The organism is Xenophilus azovorans DSM 13620 (genome assembly GCF_000745855.1).
Classification (GTDB): Bacteria; Pseudomonadota; Gammaproteobacteria; order Burkholderiales; family Burkholderiaceae_C; genus Xenophilus; species Xenophilus azovorans.
Genome location: NZ_JQKD01000067.1, coordinates 1 through 19,996, shown reverse-complemented (window position 1 = coordinate 19,996; position 19,996 = coordinate 1). Strand labels below are relative to the sequence as shown.

The following is a 19,996-nucleotide window of genomic DNA, read 5'->3' as shown; positions in this document are numbered from 1 at the left end:
CCATGGGCATGCTCAACCACCATTTCGCAGCAGCCGCCTGATCGGCGCAGAGCGACAGCCTACCTCTGACTGCCGCCAATCTTTGCAACAGAGCCTTCCGGTGCACCCTGGCCTTGACGGTCGCCTGCTGCTCTGGGCTCAGCCCGCTTTCCTCGACGCGGCGATTCACCACGGCTGCCGCGGCGGCCGCGCCCACCAGCTCAGGATGTGTGCGTGCCGCTGCATTCCTGTCGGCCGTGAACTCCCTGGCCTTGCGCTGGCCAGGCGATTCCGCCTCCTTGGCCCTTTCCTCGGCTTTCTGCGATGCAGGCTTGGCTTCGTCGGCAACCTCCTTCGCGGGCACCTTACCCGTGCGCTTCGCCAGGGCCTCCTTGTCCTGTTCCGTGGGCAGGTAGCCCTTCACGTGCATGCCGCGCGCTGCGGCCTCCATCCAGGCCTCGCGCCAGAACGCATCGCTGCCCTTGACCTTGATCTCGTCCCAGCCGCGCGCCTCGGCGATCCGCACGAGGGCTTCCGCGACGCGCTCTCCGTCCGAGCGGGTCTCCAGCTTGTTGCCGCGGTCCTGAAACTCCAGGCGCGAGGCATCTGGCTGGTTGTAGAACTTGTCTCCCTTGCGGACGAACTGGCGTTCGATCTCCTGTGGCACCAGCGCCTGGCGGTCGGCCTGCCCTCCGGTGAAGATCTCGTCGCTCTCCAGCTTGTTTGATGCCTCCGGTGCGGCAACAGCCGGCGCCGGCGCCTCCTTGGCCTTGCTCAGCCACGCGGCACGCTTGGCCTCGGCCTCGCCCTCCAGCGGCTTCATCTCGCGTTCGTAGCCGGGTTCGATCGTGTTCAGACCCATTGCCTCGCGTGCCTTCTCCGAATCGCGTGAGCGCACGGCATCGAGGCGCGCCAGGTCCGCATCGGTGAGGGCCAGGTCGGGCGCGGCTGGGGACGCCGGGCCGGCCTGCGGCTCGGCACTGGCGGTCTCCACTGCCTCCCGTCCTTCGGCCTTTCCGAACTTCTCGATCGTGCCGCCCTTGCCTTCGCTGACGCGAGCGGCATCGAGCTTCAGCTGCGCGTCGGTGAGGGTCACATTGCCGCCGGCGGACATCTTGCTCACATCCTCGTGGCTGGCATTCGCCACGTACTGCTTCACTGCGGCATCTGCGTCATTGCCGAAGTGCAGCACCTGGCGCTTCCCATCGGCGTCCTGGCTGGCCACGACGAAGCGCGCGTGCCCTGCAACTTCCTGGGCTTCCATGCGGTGGTTGGCCAGCAGCGCCGCCTTGTAGTCGGGGTGGGACTCGGCGATCGTGGCCATGTGCCCGGCGGCCTGCATGCGCAGCCTGTCGTCCTCGATCTCGTTGAGCATCTTCACGTCGACGCGCGCCACGTCGGCGGCCGAATCGCCGTGGAACTGGCGTCCCTCGCCTGCAAACTCCTGAGCCTGTTTCGCTGCGCCCTCGAATGCTGCCACTCGATCCACATCACCAGGCGACGGCCCCACCGGAGAATTGCGTCCCTGAGCCTTCTCATCGAAGCGCTTGAGGGTATCGATCTCGGCCTGCGTCAAGCCCGACTCGCCGGCGTACTTGTCGATGGCATCTGCACCCCCGAAGTCGATTTGCGATCCATTGGGGCGGATGATCTGCGCGCCCGCGGTGCTGGGCTGTGTGCTGTAGCGCATCACGCTGCCGGGCTCGGACTCCATAGGGGTGCCGCCGAGGTCTTGCACCCGACTTTGTGCTCCGTCAGGTCCTAGCTCGTAGACGGTGTAGTTCTCAGGCAAGTTCTGTTGAACCATGTACCTCTTGCCACCGTGATCGAAATAGGTGTGGTCATCGGGATTCACGGCCGTGTTGCCGAGTTCGCTGTCCTTGATCCGCCCGAAGGCAGCATCTTCCAGGCTGCGCGGACCACGATCGTCGTCACGCTGTGCCTGGCTGTCGTTCGTTGCCATATCAATCTCCCCTGGAAAAAATCAAACCGGTATGCCGGCGTCGCGGCAAAGCTGATCGGCGTAGTCGTTCAGCCTGGCCTCGTCGATGGCCGGGTCGCCGGTCAGCACCGGCGCCTCGGCCTTGAAGTCGATGGCGAAATCCTTGAGCGCGAGGTTGGACAGGTTCGGCAGATCGTCCGCCGTCACGGCCCGCTCGATCACTTCCGTTCTCACACCCTCGATGACTGGCGCAGACACCCTGACGGCAACCGCAGCGCCTTCGGCGCTGCGCACGTGGGCCTCCAAGTCGATGAGCGGAACAGGCGCAGCCATCTCGCCGCGCTGCCATGCCGCCTCAAGCTGCTTGCGCGTCGGAATCTTCCTGCCGAGGGCGCGGAGTGAAGGTGAAACTTCCTTGAGCCGGTCGATGAACACCGGGTCGTTGAAGAACGTGATCTTCCTGGCCATGATCGGCCGCAGGCCCTCCACGACCACCAGGGCAGAACCCTCCTTCATGCTCGTGACTTCCTGGGGAAGCATCAGGGCGCGGCGCTGGTCGGAGACGGACTCGCTCTTCTGCTTCTTGGTGAAGATTCCGAGTCCTCGGGACTGCGACACGCCTTTGACGGTCTCGTAGCCCAGCCACTCCGAGATGTCCTTCGCCGTGTCGATGTCGGTCGCCTTGGGTGGAAAGATGACGTTGGCGGCGTGGTTGACCTGAAAGGTCTTCGCGGCTTCCTTGCCCATCGTCTCCACTAGCTGCGACGGGGACTGGTAGATGGGCACAAGGCGCAGCAGGTAGCCGGCCAGGAAGCTCACGCCCTTCGAAATGACCGGCACTTTGCCGAGTGCCGTGTACTCATCGAGGATGAGTGCGCAGGCGTACTTGATCGCCTTGTTCTGGCTGGGCAGCTCGCGCGTGTTCAGATCCACCAGCTGCTGGACGAACAGGTTGTTCAGCTTGCTCAGCCGTTCCAAGTTGTCGGGGGTGACCCCGATGTAGATCGACATGCGCGTGGTCCGAACCTCGCGAAGATCGAAGTCGTTCGCGCTGGTGGCCTCGTCGATGAGGGGGTTGTTCCACAGCTCCAGGGCGGAGCGGAATCCGGCGATGATGCCCGAGCGCGTGTTCTCCGCCTTGATAGAAATGTAGGTGTTCAGCGCCCGGATGCACGCCGGCGAGTACGGGTTTCCGCTTTCGGCTCGATCGTTGATGAGCTTCGCGAAGTACGCCGAGCCATCGCCATCGACCAGCGTTTCTCTCAGCACCTGGCCAATCGTCACCGGCTTGCCCGGGGTTTCGAGCAGCATCAGCACGATGCCGAGGAAAAGGCTTCTCGGCGTCGCCGTCCAGATCACGTCAGTGCCTTCCCGGTCGGGGAACAGGAAGTTGGCGATCTTCTGCGTGTCGTCGATCCGGAAGTTCGGGTCATCGCTGATGTAGCCGAGCGGGTTCCAGCGGTGGGTGCGATAGTCGACGGCGGTGGGGTTGAAGAGGTAGCACTTCTGCCCCTTCAGCCTCCGGTAGCGGCTGGTCAGGTCCCAGTTTTCCTGCTTGATGTCCAGCACCACGCAGCTCTGCCGCCAGTTCAGCAGGTTGGGGATGACGAAGCCGACGCCTTTGCCGCTGCGCGTCGGCGCCGACATGGACACGTGCTGCATCCCGTCGAACATGAGGAAGCGGCCGAAGGCTTTGCCCAAGATGATCCCGTCCTCGCCGAGCAGGCCCGCCTTGCGGACCTCGCTGCGCGACGCCATCCGGGCATCGCCGAAGAGGCTGCGTTTCTCGCCCGCGAAAAACAGGAGGCAGGGGGACAGGCAGATGGCGGCGGCAATGCCGCCGGAGATCCACAGCAGCCGCTCGACCTGCGCGTTGCCGTGGTAGTGGTACCAGTACTGGATAAAGGTGAGCGGCGTCGCGTCGTCGTAGCGCCGGTCGAAAGCGATCATCAGGATGCCGCCGGCCAGGTACACCCACAGGCCGATGACCACCAGCGTGATGACGCCGGCGATCAGGACCTTATTCCATGTACTTACGTTTCCGCTCAGGGTCATAGTAGATCTCGACCAGGCGGCGGTTCTCGTAGAACAGAACGATGTCGATCGTGGTGTAGAGAATCGCCTTGATGTATTCCACGTCCAGGGTGCGGCCCGCCTCGCTCTCCTTGATGAGCATCAGCAGGCGCGTGAAGGTGTCCTGGGCGTTGTTGGCGTGCAGGGTGCTGATCGACCCCGGGTGCCCGGTGTTGATGAGGTTGATGAACTGCCAGGCCTCGTCGGCGCGCAACTCGGAGAGGATGATGCGGTCCGGCTTCATCCGTAGGCACGAGGCCAGGCCCTGGCGTGCCGTCACCCGTGCGCCTTCATCGGCGCGGCCGTAGAAGATGTGGACCTTGTTGGGGTGCTGCTCCAGAAAGATCTCGTGCACGTCTTCCAGCGTCACCAGCCTTTCCTCGGGGCCGATGCAGTTGAGCATGCTCTTGCTGATCGTGGTCTTGCCGCTGCCAGTCTTGCCCGCGACCATGATCGTGCGCTTGGAGCGCACGGCCAGCTCTAGGAACTCGCGGATGCGCCGCTGCTGGCGCAACTGCAGCAGCTCCGTCTCGAATGTCAGGAGGCCCGTCACGATCTCGCGCACGCCCTCGAACGAGCCTTCCGCTTCCAGTTCCTCCAGCGTCTTGTTGACCTGGCTGGGCTTGCGGATGGTGATCGAGACCGTCTGCGCCGTGACGGCCGGCGGGATGAGGACCTGCACCCGCTCACCCTTCGGCAACTCGCCGCCGACGATCGGATAGTCCTCGCTCAGTGGCTTCGCGTTGTAGCTCGCGATGAGCCGGCCGAGGCGCATCAGCGCCGGAAAGCTCAGATCGGGCGCGTCGTGCCTCTGCCAGCCCTTGGCACCTTCCGTCCACAGCTCGCGCGGCCTGTTGATCGCGACTTCGCTCCATTCGCCCGAATCCAGCAGCGCCTGGATTTGCGTCAGCGCATGATCCAGCATGCCGGAGGCCCGGCGGTCCTCGCTGTACGTCAGGACTTCCTCATCCACCCGGGCATTCATGGCGTGCCCTTCAGCGCGTACACGTCGGCGAAATCCAGATCTCGCGCGACCATCACCTGAATGTGGTCGCCCTGATTCTTGGTCAACGTCGGCGGGATGTTGGCCGTGCTGTCCAAGATGCGCGCAATGATCTGCTCGCCGCCGCTCATCGTGTTGGCATACGGGTTGGAATTGCCGCCGCTGTAGATGACCGTGCCCGTGGCCGATGTCTGCGAGCTGCTGGCCCGCGACTGGTTGGCCACGATGGCGGCCATCGTGTCCTTCACCACGCTCATCAGGATCGCCGCGCCGAACCGCTCGATCCAATGGTTGTCGACGAAGCCTTCATGCCCGGCACGGCCCAGGGCATCAGCGCCTGGCGAGTTGAGCGACACGACGACGCCATTCGGCGTCTTCGCCCGCGTCCACAGCACGAAGAGCCTGGCCTGGCCGTTCTTCAAGCCGCTGACGTACTCGCCCACGAGTTGCGTGCCGCGGTCCAGCAGAATGACCTGGCCGTTGTCCGAGTACACGTCGCGGGTCAGGCGGCATGTTGTCATGCCTGGCAGCGTGCTGTCGATGGCTGTCTCCAGCGCGCAATCGAGCGACGTGCCCTTCGTCAGCAGGAAGTTGCGGTTGGGCAGCATCGAGGCCGACACCGCCTTGGTGATGGTCGGCTCCAGCTTCACGGCAAGATCGTTCTTCGGCGCCCCGAAGCTGTCATCGCCGTTCACGTTGACCGTGTTCAGCTGGCCAGGTCCTCGCTGCGCTTCCGGCTCTTGCTTGTTGCCCGATCCGCCGGATTGGTTGCCGACCAGCAATGGCGCGCCCATCTTTCTCTCGTACCACTCCTGCGGGCGCTTCCCCTGCTGCGCCTTCGCGGGGGCCGGCTTCACCTCGATGGGCTTGGGCGCTGCGGAGGCGAGCGGCGTCACGGCCGCCGGCGGCGGAGGCGGCTTCGGCATTTCCAGGCGCGGCATCGCGTTCGTCAGCTGCGTCTCCTTCTCCTTCTTCTTCGGGCCTTTCGGCCCGTTGGCAGCCCAGATGAGCGAGATGCCGATGATGGCGATGGCTGCGAAACCGGCGTAGGTGACGCCCTTGTTGGCCGTCTTGCGCCGGTTGACCGATGGAACATCGGAATCCAGATCCACGGCATCGTCCAGCGCTTGAGCCGGCGCGGCCTGGTGCCGCGATGCGTGCGTGCGGCCGGCGGCGGCAGCGAGCGTCGCCGCCTCGCCGTCCGCCTCGGGTTGCACGGCGGCGGCCTCGGCCTGGCTCGCCATGTCGCCCGCGTCGGCGTCCTCGCCGCGTCTGCCTTTGAGGCGGTCCATCCAGCTCATTCTTTCGCTCCCTTGATGACGCGCTCGACGTTCGGCGCAATCGTGCCGCTCGTGTTGTCCTGGCCGGCATCCAGGCTGAAGCTCTTGTTCACGATGCACACGGCGTAATTGCCCTTGCGCAGCACGATCTTGCGCACCATCCGCTGCACGACGATGGTGTTGCCGTCGACGCTCGTGTTGACCAGCGCCTCGTTGTTGTCCTCGTCGACCTCGTACACCGCGGGCATGTCGCGGTTGTTCGAGAAGGTCAGATAGATGAAGCGCCCATCGTCCCTGGCCGACGTCGGCGAGATCTCCGGAGAGCCCGCCGCCCAGTAGTCGAAGTTGATGCCTTCCTTCTTCGCCTCGGCGAGCCGCGACTTCACTTCGTTCTTCTTCTGCAGCTCGGCCTCGGCCTTCACCTTCGCGGCCCGCTCAGCCGCTTCCTCGTCGGGATAGCGGAACGTCAGCGAATAGATTAGGTTGGGGTCCTTCCAGGCCGTCGCATCCGTCACCTTGCGCGGCTGCACCACCAGCGCGAATTGATAGGTCCGCTTGTTGGTGATGACCGTCACATTCGTGTCGGCCTTCTCCGCCTTGGGCTTGAAGAACAGATTGCGGCCGCGCGGGATGACCTGCCAGGCCTCGGTGTCGCCCACCGCCACGTCGCTGATCTTTTCGCCCTCGCCGAACTGCACGTGCGTGGACACGCCGTAGAACGTGCCCAGGCGCACCACGTTCGCCGGGTCGTAGTCGATGGTCCGCACGCGCGAGTCCACATCGCCGCGCGGCGGCGTCGCTTCGGCCATCGCCAGGGCGGGGACCAGCAGCAGGAGGGCCAGTGATTTCTTCATCATGGGCTCCTCAACGCGCCGCCGGCACGGTGCCGGCAGCCTCGGGCACCTGCGGCGCCGGCTGTGCCTGCGGCTGGGCGGTGACGGCAGGCACCTGCACCTGCTCGCCTGGCGAAAGGGTCACGGTGCTGGTTCCGATCACGGCTTCTGTGCCGGCCTGCGCGGGTTGCGGCCGCCCGCCTTCCGTGCCGCTGTCCGGGTCGTTGCGGTACTCGATCACTTGGAAGCCCAAGGGATTGATCTCCCGGTCCTTCTGAGAGATTGGCGCCTTGGAGTAGCGGAAGGTCAGCGTCGCGGCCCAGTGGGACAGCTCCGGCCTGTCAGAGCCTCGCTCGATCAGGCGCGTGTACCGCACGAGTGCCACCTGGGGCTGGATGAAGGACACGCTCTTGATCGAGACCTTCACCCGCGCGTAGTCGCTGTACACGTTCAGCGGCGACATCGGATTCTTCGGGTTGAAGGAATCGAAGTAGCGCTTCTGTTCGATCGGGCCCGACAGCAGGCCGGTCGCGTAGTAGTACTCTTCCGCCAGGTCCTTCGCATAGCCCTCGCGGTAGCGCACGTACCAGCGCGCGAAGTAGCTGTTGATGGTCTCGGAGTAGTTCTCCTTCCCATCGCGCAGCGTCGTGATCGACTGCACCGCACCCGTCGCATCGTTCACGCGGATGACCCCGTACTCGATCTGCTTGAGCGGCGTGAGCGCCGCAACAGCGAACACCCCTGCCAGGCCGACCGCCGCGCCGGCGATACCGACCCACCAGCCGCGCTTCGCCGCCTTTTCCAGCTCCAGCACGCGCGTCGTCTCCCAACTGCGTGCCTCGCTGAAGTACTGCGCCTGGATCTCCTTCTCGGACAGCTTCTTAGCCTTGGTGGCCATGTGCGCCTCCCTGGCAAAGACCCGCGAGCGTCATCGCGTCGGCTGGTGCCGATGCGATGCCCTGCGCGTTGATGGGATGGAAGGAGCCCTGGCATTTCGCGGGCTTGGGCGGGGTGCCGGCGCAGCCCGCGAGGATGGCGCAGAGCACCAGTGATGTGACAGCAATTCTCATGATCCCTTCTGCTTTCTTATAAAAATCGACCGAGCAAAATATATCAAAATGCCACGGCGAAATGATGCTTTTTGCAGCTATGAAGCGAATACGCTACCAGTGGGCTCGGCCCACTTTCGCGCCCGCGAAAACGCTAGGCTTGCTGGACGCTGTTCGAGCGCCTGGTCGTGATCCTTCTGTAGACCGCCTGCGGAGCGCCAGCAGCTGCCCGGGCCCCCCTGCTGACGGGCGAGCGTGCAGCCTCGGGATTCCGTTTTGCCCAAGTGTTCAGCATCTGTTTGTTGCGTCGGTGTTGGAGGCGTGCGAGCTTGGCCTTGCCACCGCCGAACCGGGCCCAGCCGAAGGCTGCTGCACCGAATGCTGCGCCCTTCGCCTTGCCGTACAGCGAGCCGACTGCGCCCAATGTGCTCACGGCCACGCCGCCGCCGAGGGCCGAGGCGATGGAGGGCATTTGCATTAGGACGAGGAAACCAATGACTGAAAGCGCGATCGCAGCAATAGCATCGCCCAATTCCAATCCTTCAGTGGGCATGTTTGCGGATACGCCCTTTGTATTCAGATACGCTGAGATTATTTGAAGGATCAGCTTCACCGCCGCAGCCGTCAGCATCGCGAGAAAAATGTAATTCAGCGTCTGACCAAGCCAGCTGTTGAAGAATTGCTTGGTCGGCTCGAAGATTAGTAGTAGAACAAAAATTGGGCCAACGCCGAGAAGAATCGCAAGTGCCATCTTCGCAAGGGCAAAAAGAAATGCGGCATATCCCGTGCAAATAACACCACCAGTGAGAATGCCAGCGCCTGCGAGAAGCGGGGTCAGGTCCGGGATTCCCAGTGCGTTCGAATCTGCATTTGCCTTTTTGATGTAGGCATTGCCATAGTTATAAAATTTGTCCCACAGTGAATCGAGGAAACTCACGTTGGTGGTGCTGCTATCGGCAGCAATGTAGCTTGCGATGGCATCGGGCGATTGCCACAGCCAATCTGCCACAAATGCGGAGTAGTACCCACCCATTGTGGCAATCGCCACGATGATCGAAAGCCGGACCATCCGTGCGATTCCGTCTGTAACTGGCTCATCTATGACCCCTCGCATCATCGACCAGCCCCACAGGCAAACGTAGATCATTAATAGCGTTCGCGTGACAGGAGTAATTGCGCCAATGACCGACGCAGAAGTAGAACTCACGTAGGTGTCCAACGTGCCGTTCAACTTCGTGAACATTGATGTGTAAAAGCCAGTCATTGGCGCCTCTTTAAATTAAAAGCTCCCGTCACCCTTACGTTCGAGGGTTTCCATACGAGACTGCATTACTGCGCGATTGCATGTTGCGTTGGTTTGGGCATGGTTGTGGCGATACCGATTGCAGTATTGCTCGCGGAATTCGCTTGTAGTCATCTTTTTCCCATCGACAACGATATTGCGAATGTCCTCGACGATGGGCACGCCATCGGCGTCTTTTCCGGAGTTGTTGTTCGAGCAGCCAGCGAATGCCATTGCCGCAAAGAGTGCGGCAATGGCAAGCCGAATGTTCCCAACGGCCTGTCGTTCCATTACCAACTCCAGTCGCCAGTGCGATTGAGGGTTTTCATGCGTCGGCTCATGGCCTGCGCGTTCTGAATGTCCTTCTGTGCCTCCTTCAATTGCGCGACTAGGGCCAGCTTCGTGGACTCGTTCTGCTGCATCACCTGCTCTGCCTGGATGCGTGCCTGCAGGTCCGCGATGTCCTTCGCGTCGGATGCCGAGTTGATCCGCTCGATAAGCTGCTGCAGCTTGTCGAAGCGCTTGCTGGCCTGTCGGTAGCCTTCTTCACCGACGGTTCGGTTCATCGCGGCCTGCTTGCGCATCGCCTCATAGGCATTGGCCGATTCGCCGGTCAGTCCGAGCGATGCAGCGCTCTCGGTCTGCGTCGCGGCCAGGATCTGCGAGAAGGAGCCCGAGAGGCCGGCGTACTGGCCACCGCCGCCCATCATGGCGTCCATCGTCGCCTGCCACTCGTCGGGCAGGTAGCGGCGTGCCGCCGGATCGTTGATGAGGCTGGCCATGCCGCGCACGCCGTTGAGGCTGTTGAAGGTCTGCTGCAGCTTCTGGTTCTGCTGCTGCAGCTCGTCGATCTGCTCCTTCATCTGGTCGTACTGCTCTTTCCATTTCGCAATGGTTTCGACATGGTTCATGATGTCCTGCGCGATCGACGCCCCGTCGGTGACGGGGATCTGCGCCGATGCGCTGCCCATGCCGAGCAGGCCACTCATGGCGAGCGCAGCAGCGCCCAGGAACTTCGCAATGCGTTTCATCTTCACTCTCCCTTGCGGATACGGTGGAACTCAGGCAACCAGACGGCCGGATCGGGGCCGAGCTTGGCCACCAGGTCCTCTGCCAATCGAGACGTGGCCGTGTTGCCCGAGAGGACGGCCAGCTCGTCATCGAACCCTCGCAGGTTCAATTGAGCGACGACGGAGTTGTGTCCCGTCTTGATGAGGAATTGCCGGGACTTCTCTCCCAGCGATCGAATGATTTCCCACTCCCGAGTCGTGCAGCCGAAGCCTTCGACGTAGGCCTCGTAGCTGGCCGTCGGGTTGGGCAGGAAGATCTTGGTGGCCGTCTGGTTGATGATCGCGAACGCGATCTTCGAGTCCAGGGCCTGCTGGGGGTCCTGCAGGAACATCACCAGAAAGCCGTCCTGCTTGCGGATCGTCACCAGCTTGTTCTTGCCGAAGTCGCTGAATGCATCGTCGTCCAGCAGCCGCGAGAACTCGTCCATGAAGATGGGCACGCGCCGGCCATCGAAGAGGGCTTCGATGCGGTGCATGAGGTACATCATGGTCGGCGTGCGCGTGTCGTCGTTCTCCAAGAACTCGGTGACATCGAAGCCCACGATGCTGCAGTCGTCGACGCGCAGCGTGTCCTTCTCGTTGTCGAACAGCCAGGCCAGCTCGCCGCGGTTGACCCACTTCTGCAGACGCGCCGCGATGCCGTTGCGCTCGGTCGGGTCCAGAAACTCCAGCACGGCCGCCAGGCGGCGTGCCGGCTTCGGTGCGGCCAGCACGCCGGCGACCGCTTCCGCGATCATCCGATCCTGCTCTGGCGTGAAGGGGCGTTCCGTGTCCTTCGTGAGCTGCTTGATGAGCTTGACGATGAAGGTGGCATTCGCCGGCGTCGGCTCCAGTTGCATCGGGTTGAAGCCGCTGGGCACGCCGTTCTTGAGCGGGTAGTACAGGCCGCCCATCGCCCGCACGGCCACCGCGCCGCCCAGGTCCTTGTCGAACATGACGGCCGACAGCTTCTTGACGCCGAAGTGCTTCTCGGGGAAGCGGTTGAACTTCATCGTCTGGGCCAGCAGGAACATTTCCAGCACGGTCTTGCCGGTACCGGTCTTGCCGATCACGATCGTGTTGGCCAGGTCCTTGTGGTTCGGATCGAGCTTCGCCGCTCGCTTCGCTTCCGCGCCTTCCTCGCCCTTGTGGAAGTTGAAGTAGTAGGGTGCGCCGGAGGTGGTCTCGAACATCGCGACTGCGGGCCCCCACTGGTTATGCCGCAGGCGACCGATCGGGAAGTTGTGGAAGCTGGAGAACCCGGCGAAGTTGCGGCTCGTGATGTCGCCGACACGCACGCGGTACTCGAAATTCCCCGGCAGCTGCGACCAGAACGCGCCGGCGATCCCGACTTCCTCGCGCGCCCACTTCATGCCGGCGTCCGACAGCGCGGCGCCGGCCTCGGCGACGAACTCGTTCAGCTCCTTGTGGGTGTCGCCGCGGATGACCAGGGCCAGGTTGTGCGCGCCCATCACGTAGCGGCTGCTGTGGATGTCATCCAGGGCTTCGGTGATTTCCTCGATCTGCGAGGTGGCCACGTCGCCGGCGTTGACCATGCGCGCCTGCTGCCGTTCCATGCGGCCGGATGCCACGGCCTTGCTCAAGAAGGTGAAGGACTGCGACAGGACGAACTCGAAGGGCATCGCCAGCAGGTCGTTCATCAGGCCTGGCACGGTGATGGCCGGCCATTCCTTGATCGTCACGATGGAGCCGAACTGCGTGCGCGTCGGGCCCTTGAAGGACATCATCCCGCCCTTGCCGAACATCGGTCTGGTCGTGGCCAGGACCTCGCGGATCTCGGCGCGCGGCACGGCGAAGCGGCGCTTCTCGCCGTCGACGAGGAAGGACAGGAATTCCAGCGTCTCCGAGAACATCGCGCCGCGGTGCTCGTAGGTGCCCAGCAGCTCGGGGTCGTAGCGGTCCAGCGCCGCCAGTGCGGTGCTGGCCAGCTCGCGGCACGTTTCCAGCTCGTCGGCCTGCTGGTCCACCAGATCGGCGGCCCTTCTCGTGCCCAGCTTGCTGAAGACGGTATCGAGCAGCCGGGTGGCACGGTTGGCCTGCGGCTGGTAGACGATCGTGAAGTACAGCTCGTTCACCAGCATGCGCGTGTCGGCCATGCGGGCGCGGTACTTCTCGTTCAGGTGCGCGACGAAGCTGCCTTCGTCGAATTCACCTTCCGGGTAGTCGTTGAACTCGCGCCTGACGATGTGCGTCCACAGCGCCACGTTCGGCGAGGCCATGTTCTTCATCCAGCCGTTGAGCTGGTCATGCCAGGCATTGATGTCCTGAATGTCCGCGCTCTCGTGCGCTGCGCCCTGCAGCTTCATCGTCTGGATGTACGCGCCGCTGGCCAGCTTGACCACGTTCTTCGTGACCAGCGACGTGTACGGGATGAACGCCTCGGTGCCGACTTCCCGCTGCAACTGCGCTTGGAATTTGAATCGCTCACCCATTGCAGCGGCCCTCCGCGGTTTGCATGCGGTGCGTCAGGACGTTCCAGACGCAGCGATTCTTCCTGTCCGTCACCTCGCCAGAGCGCCGGCGCTGCAGCACCGCGCTCCGAGGAAGCACCATGCACTTCCCCGCCCTTGTCGGGGCAAGCCAGGCCGCATCGCCGCGGCCCGGCTCTCTCGTTGCCTCACTGGGCATATCAACTCCCTTGCCGCCGTCGCGATGCGGCGGCTATCTGTACTTCTTGCCGGTCAGGGGCGAGAAGGTCACCGCGCCCCAGAAGGACTTGTTCACGCACCTGGCGCTTGTCTTCATCCAGACCCCGATCCCGGCGAAGACGCCGGGATCGTGCGCGCTGACCATGTAGAGCACCGCATGCACCGGCACCGCCAGGAGCAGGTACAGCGGATTGCCGATGCCCAGGAACACGATCACCACCGTCATGAACTCGACGACGAAGGCCATGTACGGGATGCCGAACATGGTGGCTGGACGTGTGAGACCCACGAAGAGCGGGTCTGTGTAAACGTCTTCGACGTCCTGGCTCATGAGGTCAGGACACGCCCGAGATGATGTAGTCCACGATCGTGGCGGCGCCGAAGATGAGCACGATGCCGAGGACGATGTAGATCGCCCAGTTCCAGCTCAGCTTGCCAGCCAGCGCGGCGAGGCCGCAGCCGATCACGCAGATGATGGCGATCGTGCGGGCCAGGCCGCCCGTGAAGATCTCCAGAACCTTGTCGGCAACGCCGTCCCACGGCGCGGCCATCGCCAGCTCCGGGCTCATGGCGACCAGCACCAGAAGCGCAACCGCGAAGACGCTGAGCGTCTTGCGGTTTTGCTCTGCCATGCCGGCCGCATTTGCCTGGAATGCGGACCTGATGCCGGCCCACACGTTCACGAAATTCATAGTTACTCCCTTGACACAGAAAAACCGCGGCCTATTTACTTGGCGGCCGCGTCTTGATGGACAGACTGAAATTGGAGATGTCCCCGTAATTGGCCTCGACGTGTTTCATCAGTCTGTCCAGGCTGGCCCATTCGCGGGGTTTCTTGCGGTAGGTGATGAGTAGGTAATCTCCTGTTTTCCAAGTGAGTGAAACAACGATCCTGTACTTGCCTGATTCCAGGCGAAATACATTGATCGACTTCAACGCGCCTGCGAGCGCGAATTTCTTCAGGTCCTCGTCGGTGAGTTGCCCGAGGTCGGGCGACAGGGGGTTGATGGTGGGCATGGGCTCAGCCTCGCTTGCATGCGCGGCCTCACCCGACAGCGGGGAGAGTTCCGAGAGATCCATAGAGTGGTGCGGCCAGGCATGCGGTTTTGCCTCTGCGATCGTTTTCATTTCGCTTCGGGATAGTCCGGGCTGCCGTCCTTGTTCTCATACGCCTGTTTGCAGCCCTCCTTGAAACCGGAGCAGCTGAAAAAGTCGTACCCGCCTGCGCCCTGTTTACGGCGGTGTACCAGCGGCTTGCCACACTTCCCGCATGCGAAACTCGTTGTGACTGGCGGCTCCTTGGCGATCCTTTCCCCCGGCTTGCCGTCCACGTCTGGCAACGTGACCTTGCATTCCGGGTGTCCAGAACACCCCCAAAAAGCCTTGCCTTTTGCAACGATGCGTCGCAGCGACTTACCGCATGTTGCGCAGGCAAACTTCGGCAATCCGTCCTGCACGCGGCTCAATTCCGCCTGCAGGTCGTCATGCAGTCGTCCCACGACGGATTTATACCCGTCGCGGCCCTGCGCGATCTCGTCAAGTCGCTCCTCCATGCCCCGGGTGAAGCCCGGTTCGACGAAGCTGAACCGGCCCAGCAGCGCGTCCACCACCGCGACGCCCTTCGGCGTCGGGCGGAGGAATTTCTTGTCCACCACCTCCACGTAGCCGCGCTTCGGGATGATGGTTTCCATGATGGCGGCATAGGTGCTGGGCCGCCCGATACCCTCGGCCTCCAGCTTCCCCACCAGCGAGGCCTCGGTGTAGCGCTTCGGGGCCTTGGTCTGCTTGCGCAGCACTTCACCCGACTCCACGCTCACCACGTCGCTGGCCTGGAGCGTCGGCACCGGGTTCAGTGCCTCCGGCTCCTTGTCCTCGTCCGTGTCGTCCCCGGCCATCAGCTTGAGCCAGCCGCTGTAGGTCAGCGTGCGGCCGGTGGCAGTGAACTTCAGGGTGGGCCTGCCCACCTCCGGCGGGTCGGCGCGCAGGCCGGCGGTGTGGACCGCATAGCGCGCGTCGGCGAGCTGACATGCGATGGCGCGGATGCGGATCAGCTTGTAGAGCGCGATCTGCTCGGCGCCCTCGCCCGCCTCCTCGACGTCCCACCGCGTCGGCGTACACGCCGGATGCCCGGCCTGCGCCGCGGCACTCACCTTGAACTTGCGCGGCTCGTCCGCCATGTCCAGGCCCAGCCGGCTCGCCACCGCGAAGATGTCGCCCAGGACCTCCTCGGACACGTTCGGGTTGTCCGTGCGGTGGTAGGTGATGTGGCCCTTGTCGAACAGGGCCTGTGCCAGCTCCATCGTCTTGCCCGGGGTGTATCCCAGGCGAACGCTGGCTGCCTGCTGCAGCGTCACCGTGGTGAAGGCGCCCGGCGGACTGCGCTTGCGCTCCGTCGCCTCGAAATGCTCCACGGTCAGCTCGGGCACCGAGGCGACGCGCTGCGCGAAGCCTTCGTCCATGAAGTACGGGGCGTCCTCGCTCGCGTAGTCCGGCTGGGTTTCCCATAGGGCGTGCCAACTCGATTTCGCGCCCGCGAAATTGAGCTGGACGCCGAAGTGATGCGTCGGCTTGAAGCCGGCGATCTCGCGCTCGCGCTGCACCACGAGCCACACGGCGGGGCTTTGCGTGCGGCCGGCGCTCAGCTGCTGGCCAGCCAGGTCGGAGACGACCGGGCTGACCATGTAGCCCACCATGCGATCGAGCACGCGCCTGGCCTCCTGCGCTGCCACGAGCTGCATGTCGATCGAGCGCGGCGAGGCGAGCGCAGCCTTCACGGCCGTCGGGGTGATTTCCGCGAAGGTCACGCGATGGGGGGATTTCAGCTGAAGCGCCTGCTGCAGATGCCAGCTGATGCTTTCTCCCTCGCGGTCCGGGTCGGTGGCCAGGTAAACCGCGCTGGCCCTGTCGGCCTGCGTCTTCAGCCAGGCCACGCGCTCCTTCGAGCCGGGGTAGCGCTTGCCCTTCTCGCCAGGAATGAGCCTGCCCGGGATGAAGGTGTACTTGGGCCTGAAGTCGGGCGCCTCGACGCCCATCTCGTCTTCGGGCAGATCCCGGATGTGGCCCTTGCTCGCCGCCACGGTCCATCCGTCGCCGAGCCAGCCTTGGATGACTTCGGCCTTCTCCGGCGATTCCACAATCAGCAGTTTCGTCATGGCCGCCTCACTGGTAGACCATCACGCTCTGCGAGGACTTGCCGTCCTCGCCCACGCTGATGACGCCGGTATCGGCCTCGGGCCGCTTCTCGTCGGCGTCTGTGGCGCCGCCGGCCGCAGCCGAGCCCTTCTGCGCGGGCTTCGCAGGCGCCGTGCGGATCACCCGCAGCGGCTGCACCTTCGGCACAACCGGCCCGGCGCCGTCAGTGGCCGCGCCGGCGCTCGCGAGCACCTTCTGCACGTAGCTCGGCTGGCCCGGAAAGTCCGGGCGGAAGCCGGTGCTGAAGTTGCCGCTGTAGTAGCAGCTGAAGGCCGCCTGCAGCGCCTGCTGCTCGTCCTTGAAGGTCGACCTGGCCCGGTCGTAGCACTCCTTCAGGATGCCGCCGCCTGCGCGGATGTTCTCGCAGGCATCGAACGCCTTCGCGTAGTCCAGGCTGTAGCGCGCCAGGTTGTGGCGGTTCACCTGCGCTGCGCCCAGCGAAAAGTTGTAGCCGGCCTTCTCCAGCGCGAGTGCGGTGGCCACCGCCTCGTCCTTGCTGACCGGCTGCCGTTCCAGGCGGCCCCCGACGACGCCGATGGCGAACGGGTTGAACCCGGATTCGACCCGGATCACCGCCGCCATCGTCGTCGGGTGCACGTTCGGCGCACAGGTCTGCGCCAGTGCGAGCACGTCCAGCACTCAGAACCTCACACGGCGCGACGTGCTGCCCTTGATCTGGACCTCGTAGTAGACCGGGCTGCCCTTCACCGGGTCCATCGTGACGATGCGGTCGTAGGCCGGGTAGGACACGTAGCGCACGTCCGAATCGATCCCCTCGTTCGTCCCGTAGCGCACCGTCAGCGTGCCGATCTGCGCGCCCGTGCAGATCTTCTTGCCCTGGCCCTGGCGCATGCCCTGTCCGTCGCCGATGCCGGTGTAGATCACCAGCGTGCCCACGTTCGAGGCGTCCATCACCACTTCGCCGGGCTTCGTCGGGCGGCCGATCGAGTTCGCGCTCGTCGTGGTCGCCGCCGGCGGCTTGGGCATCCCCTGGATCACTTCCAGGCCCGAGGCGAGCGCTTTCGTGCCCGAGGGGCAGTCGTCATAGGGGTTGACGCCCTGCGTCATCCCGGCCTGGCCCTTGGACTCGGGGCATTGCGGGAACGGGTCCTTCGGGTCCTTCGCCTGCCCTTCGAGGAACTTCTGCACTGGCGGCACGCATTGCTGAACGGCCATCGGGCCGTTCGGGTTCGACATGCACAGCAGCACCTGGCAGCCGTACTCGTCGGCCTGTGCGCTCATGCATGCGCAGGCCATCAGCGCGCCTACCAGCGCGGCTTTCTTCATGTTCATGTCCTCTCCTGATGTGTGACAGCATTTGCCGCTCGCGCGGCCGCCTGCAATATAGACGAAAACGCATGTGCAAACTGGACTCTTTAGCACATGCAATGTCAACGCAATGTTTCATGCATCGCCAACAGGAGGTAGAGAAACATTGCGGAGACAATCGTTAATGTTTCAGAGGGAAACCAAGGACATTCGTGGGCGTGCGGAGGTGGTCGCCGCCAGGTCTGGGCGACTGCAAAATGCTTAAAATCGCCTTGTCCGACTCAAATGGCATGCAGGCTTGCATGCCTCCCTCCCTGAATCGGTCGAGGTATCCAACCCTCCTTCGGGGCCATCTGGCCCCTTTTTCTTGGCCCCTTGATCCGCGGGGCGCGGGGCCACAAGCGCCGTCGCCGCATCCCCCTGCTCTCTCCAATGCCTAAAGTGCAGAACACCATGAGCGACGCCGACCAAGAGAACCAGCTGGCCGCGGTACAGGCGGTCATCGATGTGTGGGAGGGCATCCTGCAGGCCCGCATCCGCGCGCTGCGATCGGAGGTATCGCCGGACCAGGCGCGCATCCAGGGACTGCAGCGGCAGCTCTACGCTGCCGCGAACGAGCGCCGAAGCCTGGTGCTGGGCGACGCCCGGCTGCCCGAGGTGACGGCCCGCTACGGCGTCCTCATCGCGCAGGCGCGCCAAGAGGACTGACGCGGTGGCGGACGACACCCGCTTCGCGCTCACGCCCGAAGAAAACGAGAAGATCTTTCAGGAGGACATCAAGCCCTACCTGCTGGCCACCGCCACGCCGGGCATCACCAGCTCGGACGCGCCGGTGATGGTGATGGTCGGCGGCCAGCCTGGCGCCGGCAAGAGCCGATCCATCGCGTCCGTGCGTCTGGATCTAGAGAAGCGTGGCGGCGTCATGGAGATCGCGGCCGACGACCTGCGCAAGTTCCATCCGAAGCACGACGCGCTCATGCGCGCCGACGATCGCACGGCTGCCAGCTTCACCCATGCCGATGCCTCGCTGTGGGCCGAGAAGGCCGAGCGCTTCGCGCGCTCGCAGCGCATGAACGTCCTGCTCGAAGGCACGATGAAGACGCCGGAGAACACGGCCACGAAGATCGCCGAATACCGACAGGACGGATATTTCGTCGAGGCCCGCGTCATCGCGGCGACGGCGATGACCAGCTGGCAGGGCGTGGTCTCCCGCTATGAGCAGCAGAAAGCCATCGCCGGAGCCGGGCGCTGGTGTCCCAAGGAGGTCCACGATGCGGCCGTGGCGGGCGTTTCCGCAACCGTCAGGAAGCTGGAGGAAGAGCGTGCAGTGGACCGGCTGCGCATCGACCGCCGCGGTGCCGAGCAGATCTACAGCAACGCCCTGAAGCCCGATGGCCAGTGGCATCACCAGCCCGCCGGCGCGCGCGTGCTGGACAACGAGCGCAACCGCCCGCCCACGGCCCGCCAGCTGGATGAGTACGTCGCCACATGGGACAAGGTGGCGGCCCTGCAGGACCGGCCCGAGCGCAATGCGACCGCGACCGAGCTGCAGGAGGTGGAGCGCCTTCGGCGCGAAGGCGCGGCGATGCGCGATGCCGCGCTGCTGCGCGAACGCGACGCCGCCGCGGCCGCAGCGCTTCGCTATTCAGCGCCGAAGGAGGCCGTCGCACAGCACCCTCGCCTCGCCGGCGCCTACGGCGCCCTGCAGGCGATGGACCAGCGTGCGCAAGCGCAGGGCCTGGACGATCGGCAGCGCTCCGTCGTCGTCGAGCGTGCACGCGAGCTGATGGCGATGAACATTGAGAAGGGCCGCTACCCAGCCGTCGACGTGCGCGACCAGCGCAGCGAGCGGTCCGAGTCCCAAGGCAAGGACGATTCGCAGGAGCGCTGACGCCGCCCCTGCCCCCTGTTTCACCGGTTGCCACACCCGTAGGAGGAATTGCACATGGCCAACAAGTACGTCCAGATCATGCCGGCCGACGACTGGTACTTCGTCCACGACCGGTCGGATGGCTCGCCGGTTCTCTACAAGCTCATCGGCTGGGCTCTGGATGAGCAGGGAAAGGTGGAGGGCATCGTGGCCGTCAAGGGTCAGGATGGGGCCGCGGTGAACGCCATTCCGCGCGTCCAGGGATCTCGGTACTGCCATGTGTCCCGGTTTTCGGAACGCGAGCGCAAAGCCCTGGAGAGCTTTGCACAACGCGGCTGACGCCTTCGCGCCGGCAGGCCGGCGCTGCGCGCTGCGCTTGCCTCTGAGGGGAAAGCCGGCCAGTCGCGCCGGTCCTCGTTCCTGCGGTCGGCGCGCCTGGCCGGCTATCCCCGCCGCCCTTCGGTTGGCACCCCTGGGGGAGCGGAACTGCCTGCGGCAGATCCGCA

19 protein-coding genes are annotated in these 19,996 nt (G+C 64.3%); 3 read left to right on the top strand and 16 right to left on the bottom strand.

The features are described from left to right. The 16 genes from Q392_RS23875 to Q392_RS31460 all read right to left on the bottom strand — a co-directional run. Positions 1-1,942, bottom strand: a 1,942-nt coding sequence (locus tag Q392_RS23875) for an LPD7 domain-containing protein (RefSeq protein WP_211260288.1), incomplete at its 3' end; no start/stop codon positions are given. A gap of 21 nt (positions 1,943-1,963) precedes the next feature. Continuing rightward, on the bottom strand, positions 1,964-3,976 hold the full coding sequence (locus tag Q392_RS23870) for a type IV secretory system conjugative DNA transfer family protein (RefSeq protein WP_038213533.1): 2,013 nt from the start codon (positions 3,974-3,976) through the stop codon (positions 1,964-1,966). Then, positions 3,942-4,979 carry a P-type DNA transfer ATPase VirB11 gene (virB11, locus tag Q392_RS23865; protein WP_169748336.1) on the bottom strand — a complete coding sequence of 346 codons (1,038 nt, stop codon included), beginning with the start codon at positions 4,977-4,979 and terminating at the stop codon, positions 3,942-3,944. Before virB11 ends, Q392_RS23870 begins: the two co-directional genes overlap by 35 nt. Further along, entirely contained in the window at positions 4,976-6,298 is a 1,323-nt protein-coding gene (virB10, locus tag Q392_RS23860) for a type IV secretion system protein VirB10 (protein ID WP_084217364.1), read from the bottom strand. The genes virB11 and virB10 overlap by 4 nt, the downstream gene beginning before the upstream one ends. Continuing rightward, positions 6,295-7,131, bottom strand: a complete 837-nt coding sequence (virB9, locus tag Q392_RS23855) for a P-type conjugative transfer protein VirB9 (protein ID WP_038213547.1) — start codon at positions 7,129-7,131, stop codon at positions 6,295-6,297. The genes virB10 and virB9 overlap by 4 nt, the downstream gene beginning before the upstream one ends. A gap of 10 nt (positions 7,132-7,141) precedes the next feature. Further along, the gene (locus Q392_RS23850) at positions 7,142-8,008 is read right to left on the bottom strand and encodes a VirB8 family type IV secretion system protein (RefSeq protein WP_051953909.1); all 867 of its coding nucleotides are present in this window, start codon (positions 8,006-8,008) and stop codon (positions 7,142-7,144) included. A 305-nt stretch (positions 8,009-8,313) separates the two neighbouring features. Continuing rightward, the gene (locus Q392_RS32235) at positions 8,314-9,423 is read right to left on the bottom strand and encodes a TrbL/VirB6 family protein (protein ID WP_084217363.1); all 1,110 of its coding nucleotides are present in this window, start codon (positions 9,421-9,423) and stop codon (positions 8,314-8,316) included. Between the two features lie 15 nt (positions 9,424-9,438). Then, a complete protein-coding gene (locus tag Q392_RS33005) occupies positions 9,439-9,732 on the bottom strand; it encodes a hypothetical protein (protein WP_157008197.1) in 294 nt (97 codons plus the stop codon). Next, a complete protein-coding gene (gene virB5 / locus Q392_RS23845; protein WP_038213530.1) occupies positions 9,732-10,472 on the bottom strand; it encodes a P-type DNA transfer protein VirB5 in 741 nt (246 codons plus the stop codon). Before virB5 ends, Q392_RS33005 begins: the two co-directional genes overlap by 1 nt. A gap of 2 nt (positions 10,473-10,474) precedes the next feature. Next, on the bottom strand, positions 10,475-12,943 hold the full coding sequence (locus tag Q392_RS23840) for a VirB4 family type IV secretion/conjugal transfer ATPase (RefSeq protein ID WP_038213527.1): 2,469 nt from the start codon (positions 12,941-12,943) through the stop codon (positions 10,475-10,477). A gap of 229 nt (positions 12,944-13,172) precedes the next feature. Further along, positions 13,173-13,490 carry a VirB3 family type IV secretion system protein gene (locus Q392_RS23835; RefSeq protein ID WP_038213524.1) on the bottom strand — a complete coding sequence of 106 codons (318 nt, stop codon included), beginning with the start codon at positions 13,488-13,490 and terminating at the stop codon, positions 13,173-13,175. 4 nt (positions 13,491-13,494) lie between these two features. Then, entirely contained in the window at positions 13,495-13,851 is a 357-nt protein-coding gene (locus Q392_RS23830) for a TrbC/VirB2 family type IV secretion system protein (protein ID WP_038213522.1), read from the bottom strand. Between the two features lie 31 nt (positions 13,852-13,882). Then, the gene (locus tag Q392_RS23825) at positions 13,883-14,287 is read right to left on the bottom strand and encodes a hypothetical protein (RefSeq protein ID WP_157008195.1); all 405 of its coding nucleotides are present in this window, start codon (positions 14,285-14,287) and stop codon (positions 13,883-13,885) included. Further along, a complete protein-coding gene (locus tag Q392_RS23820) occupies positions 14,284-16,311 on the bottom strand; it encodes a type IA DNA topoisomerase (RefSeq protein ID WP_038213506.1) in 2,028 nt (675 codons plus the stop codon). Before Q392_RS23820 ends, Q392_RS23825 begins: the two co-directional genes overlap by 4 nt. Positions 16,312-16,318: 7 nt before the next feature. Further along, the gene (locus tag Q392_RS23815) at positions 16,319-16,990 is read right to left on the bottom strand and encodes a lytic transglycosylase domain-containing protein (RefSeq protein ID WP_051953908.1); all 672 of its coding nucleotides are present in this window, start codon (positions 16,988-16,990) and stop codon (positions 16,319-16,321) included. Then, positions 16,991-17,644 carry a hypothetical protein gene (locus Q392_RS31460; RefSeq protein WP_051953907.1) on the bottom strand — a complete coding sequence of 218 codons (654 nt, stop codon included), beginning with the start codon at positions 17,642-17,644 and terminating at the stop codon, positions 16,991-16,993. A 429-nt stretch (positions 17,645-18,073) separates the two neighbouring features. On the opposite strand from Q392_RS31460, the gene Q392_RS23805 reads away from it, so the two are divergent. From Q392_RS23805 to Q392_RS23795, 3 genes are read left to right on the top strand one after another with little or no spacing between them, the layout of a single operon-like run. Further along, on the top strand, positions 18,074-18,328 hold the full coding sequence (locus tag Q392_RS23805) for a hypothetical protein (RefSeq protein ID WP_157008192.1): 255 nt from the start codon (positions 18,074-18,076) through the stop codon (positions 18,326-18,328). Positions 18,329-18,332: 4 nt separating this feature from the next. Next, positions 18,333-19,511 carry a zeta toxin family protein gene (locus Q392_RS23800; protein WP_051953906.1) on the top strand — a complete coding sequence of 393 codons (1,179 nt, stop codon included), beginning with the start codon at positions 18,333-18,335 and terminating at the stop codon, positions 19,509-19,511. Between the two features lie 54 nt (positions 19,512-19,565). Continuing rightward, the gene (locus Q392_RS23795) at positions 19,566-19,829 is read left to right on the top strand and encodes a hypothetical protein (RefSeq protein WP_038213502.1); all 264 of its coding nucleotides are present in this window, start codon (positions 19,566-19,568) and stop codon (positions 19,827-19,829) included. Positions 19,830-19,996 lie beyond the last annotated feature (167 nt).

Bases quoted from the DNA above. Each gene is read 5' to 3' on its own strand.
- Q392_RS33005 (WP_157008197.1), bottom strand. From the start codon at position 9,732: ATGGAACGACAGGCCGTTGGGAACATTCGGCTTGCCATTGCCGCACTC.
- virB9 (WP_038213547.1), bottom strand. From the start codon at position 7,131: ATGAAGAAATCACTGGCCCTCCTGCTGCTGGTCCCCGCCCTGGCGATG.
- Q392_RS32235 (WP_084217363.1), bottom strand. From the start codon at position 9,423: ATGACTGGCTTTTACACATCAATGTTCACGAAGTTGAACGGCACGTTG.
- virB10 (WP_084217364.1), bottom strand. From the start codon at position 6,298: ATGAGCTGGATGGACCGCCTCAAAGGCAGACGCGGCGAGGACGCCGAC.
- virB11 (WP_169748336.1), bottom strand. From the start codon at position 4,979: ATGAATGCCCGGGTGGATGAGGAAGTCCTGACGTACAGCGAGGACCGC.
- Q392_RS23835 (WP_038213524.1), bottom strand. From the start codon at position 13,490: ATGAGCCAGGACGTCGAAGACGTTTACACAGACCCGCTCTTCGTGGGT.
- Q392_RS23820 (WP_038213506.1), bottom strand. From the start codon at position 16,311: ATGACGAAACTGCTGATTGTGGAATCGCCGGAGAAGGCCGAAGTCATC.
- Q392_RS23850 (WP_051953909.1), bottom strand. From the start codon at position 8,008: ATGGCCACCAAGGCTAAGAAGCTGTCCGAGAAGGAGATCCAGGCGCAG.
- Q392_RS23795 (WP_038213502.1), top strand. From the start codon at position 19,566: ATGGCCAACAAGTACGTCCAGATCATGCCGGCCGACGACTGGTACTTC.
- Q392_RS31460 (WP_051953907.1), bottom strand. From the start codon at position 17,644: ATGAACATGAAGAAAGCCGCGCTGGTAGGCGCGCTGATGGCCTGCGCA.
- Q392_RS23870 (WP_038213533.1), bottom strand. From the start codon at position 3,976: ATGACCCTGAGCGGAAACGTAAGTACATGGAATAAGGTCCTGATCGCC.
- Q392_RS23830 (WP_038213522.1), bottom strand. From the start codon at position 13,851: ATGAATTTCGTGAACGTGTGGGCCGGCATCAGGTCCGCATTCCAGGCA.
- Q392_RS23840 (WP_038213527.1), bottom strand. From the start codon at position 12,943: ATGGGTGAGCGATTCAAATTCCAAGCGCAGTTGCAGCGGGAAGTCGGC.
- Q392_RS23825 (WP_157008195.1), bottom strand. From the start codon at position 14,287: ATGAAAACGATCGCAGAGGCAAAACCGCATGCCTGGCCGCACCACTCT.
- Q392_RS23805 (WP_157008192.1), top strand. From the start codon at position 18,074: ATGAGCGACGCCGACCAAGAGAACCAGCTGGCCGCGGTACAGGCGGTC.
- virB5 (WP_038213530.1), bottom strand. From the start codon at position 10,472: ATGAAACGCATTGCGAAGTTCCTGGGCGCTGCTGCGCTCGCCATGAGT.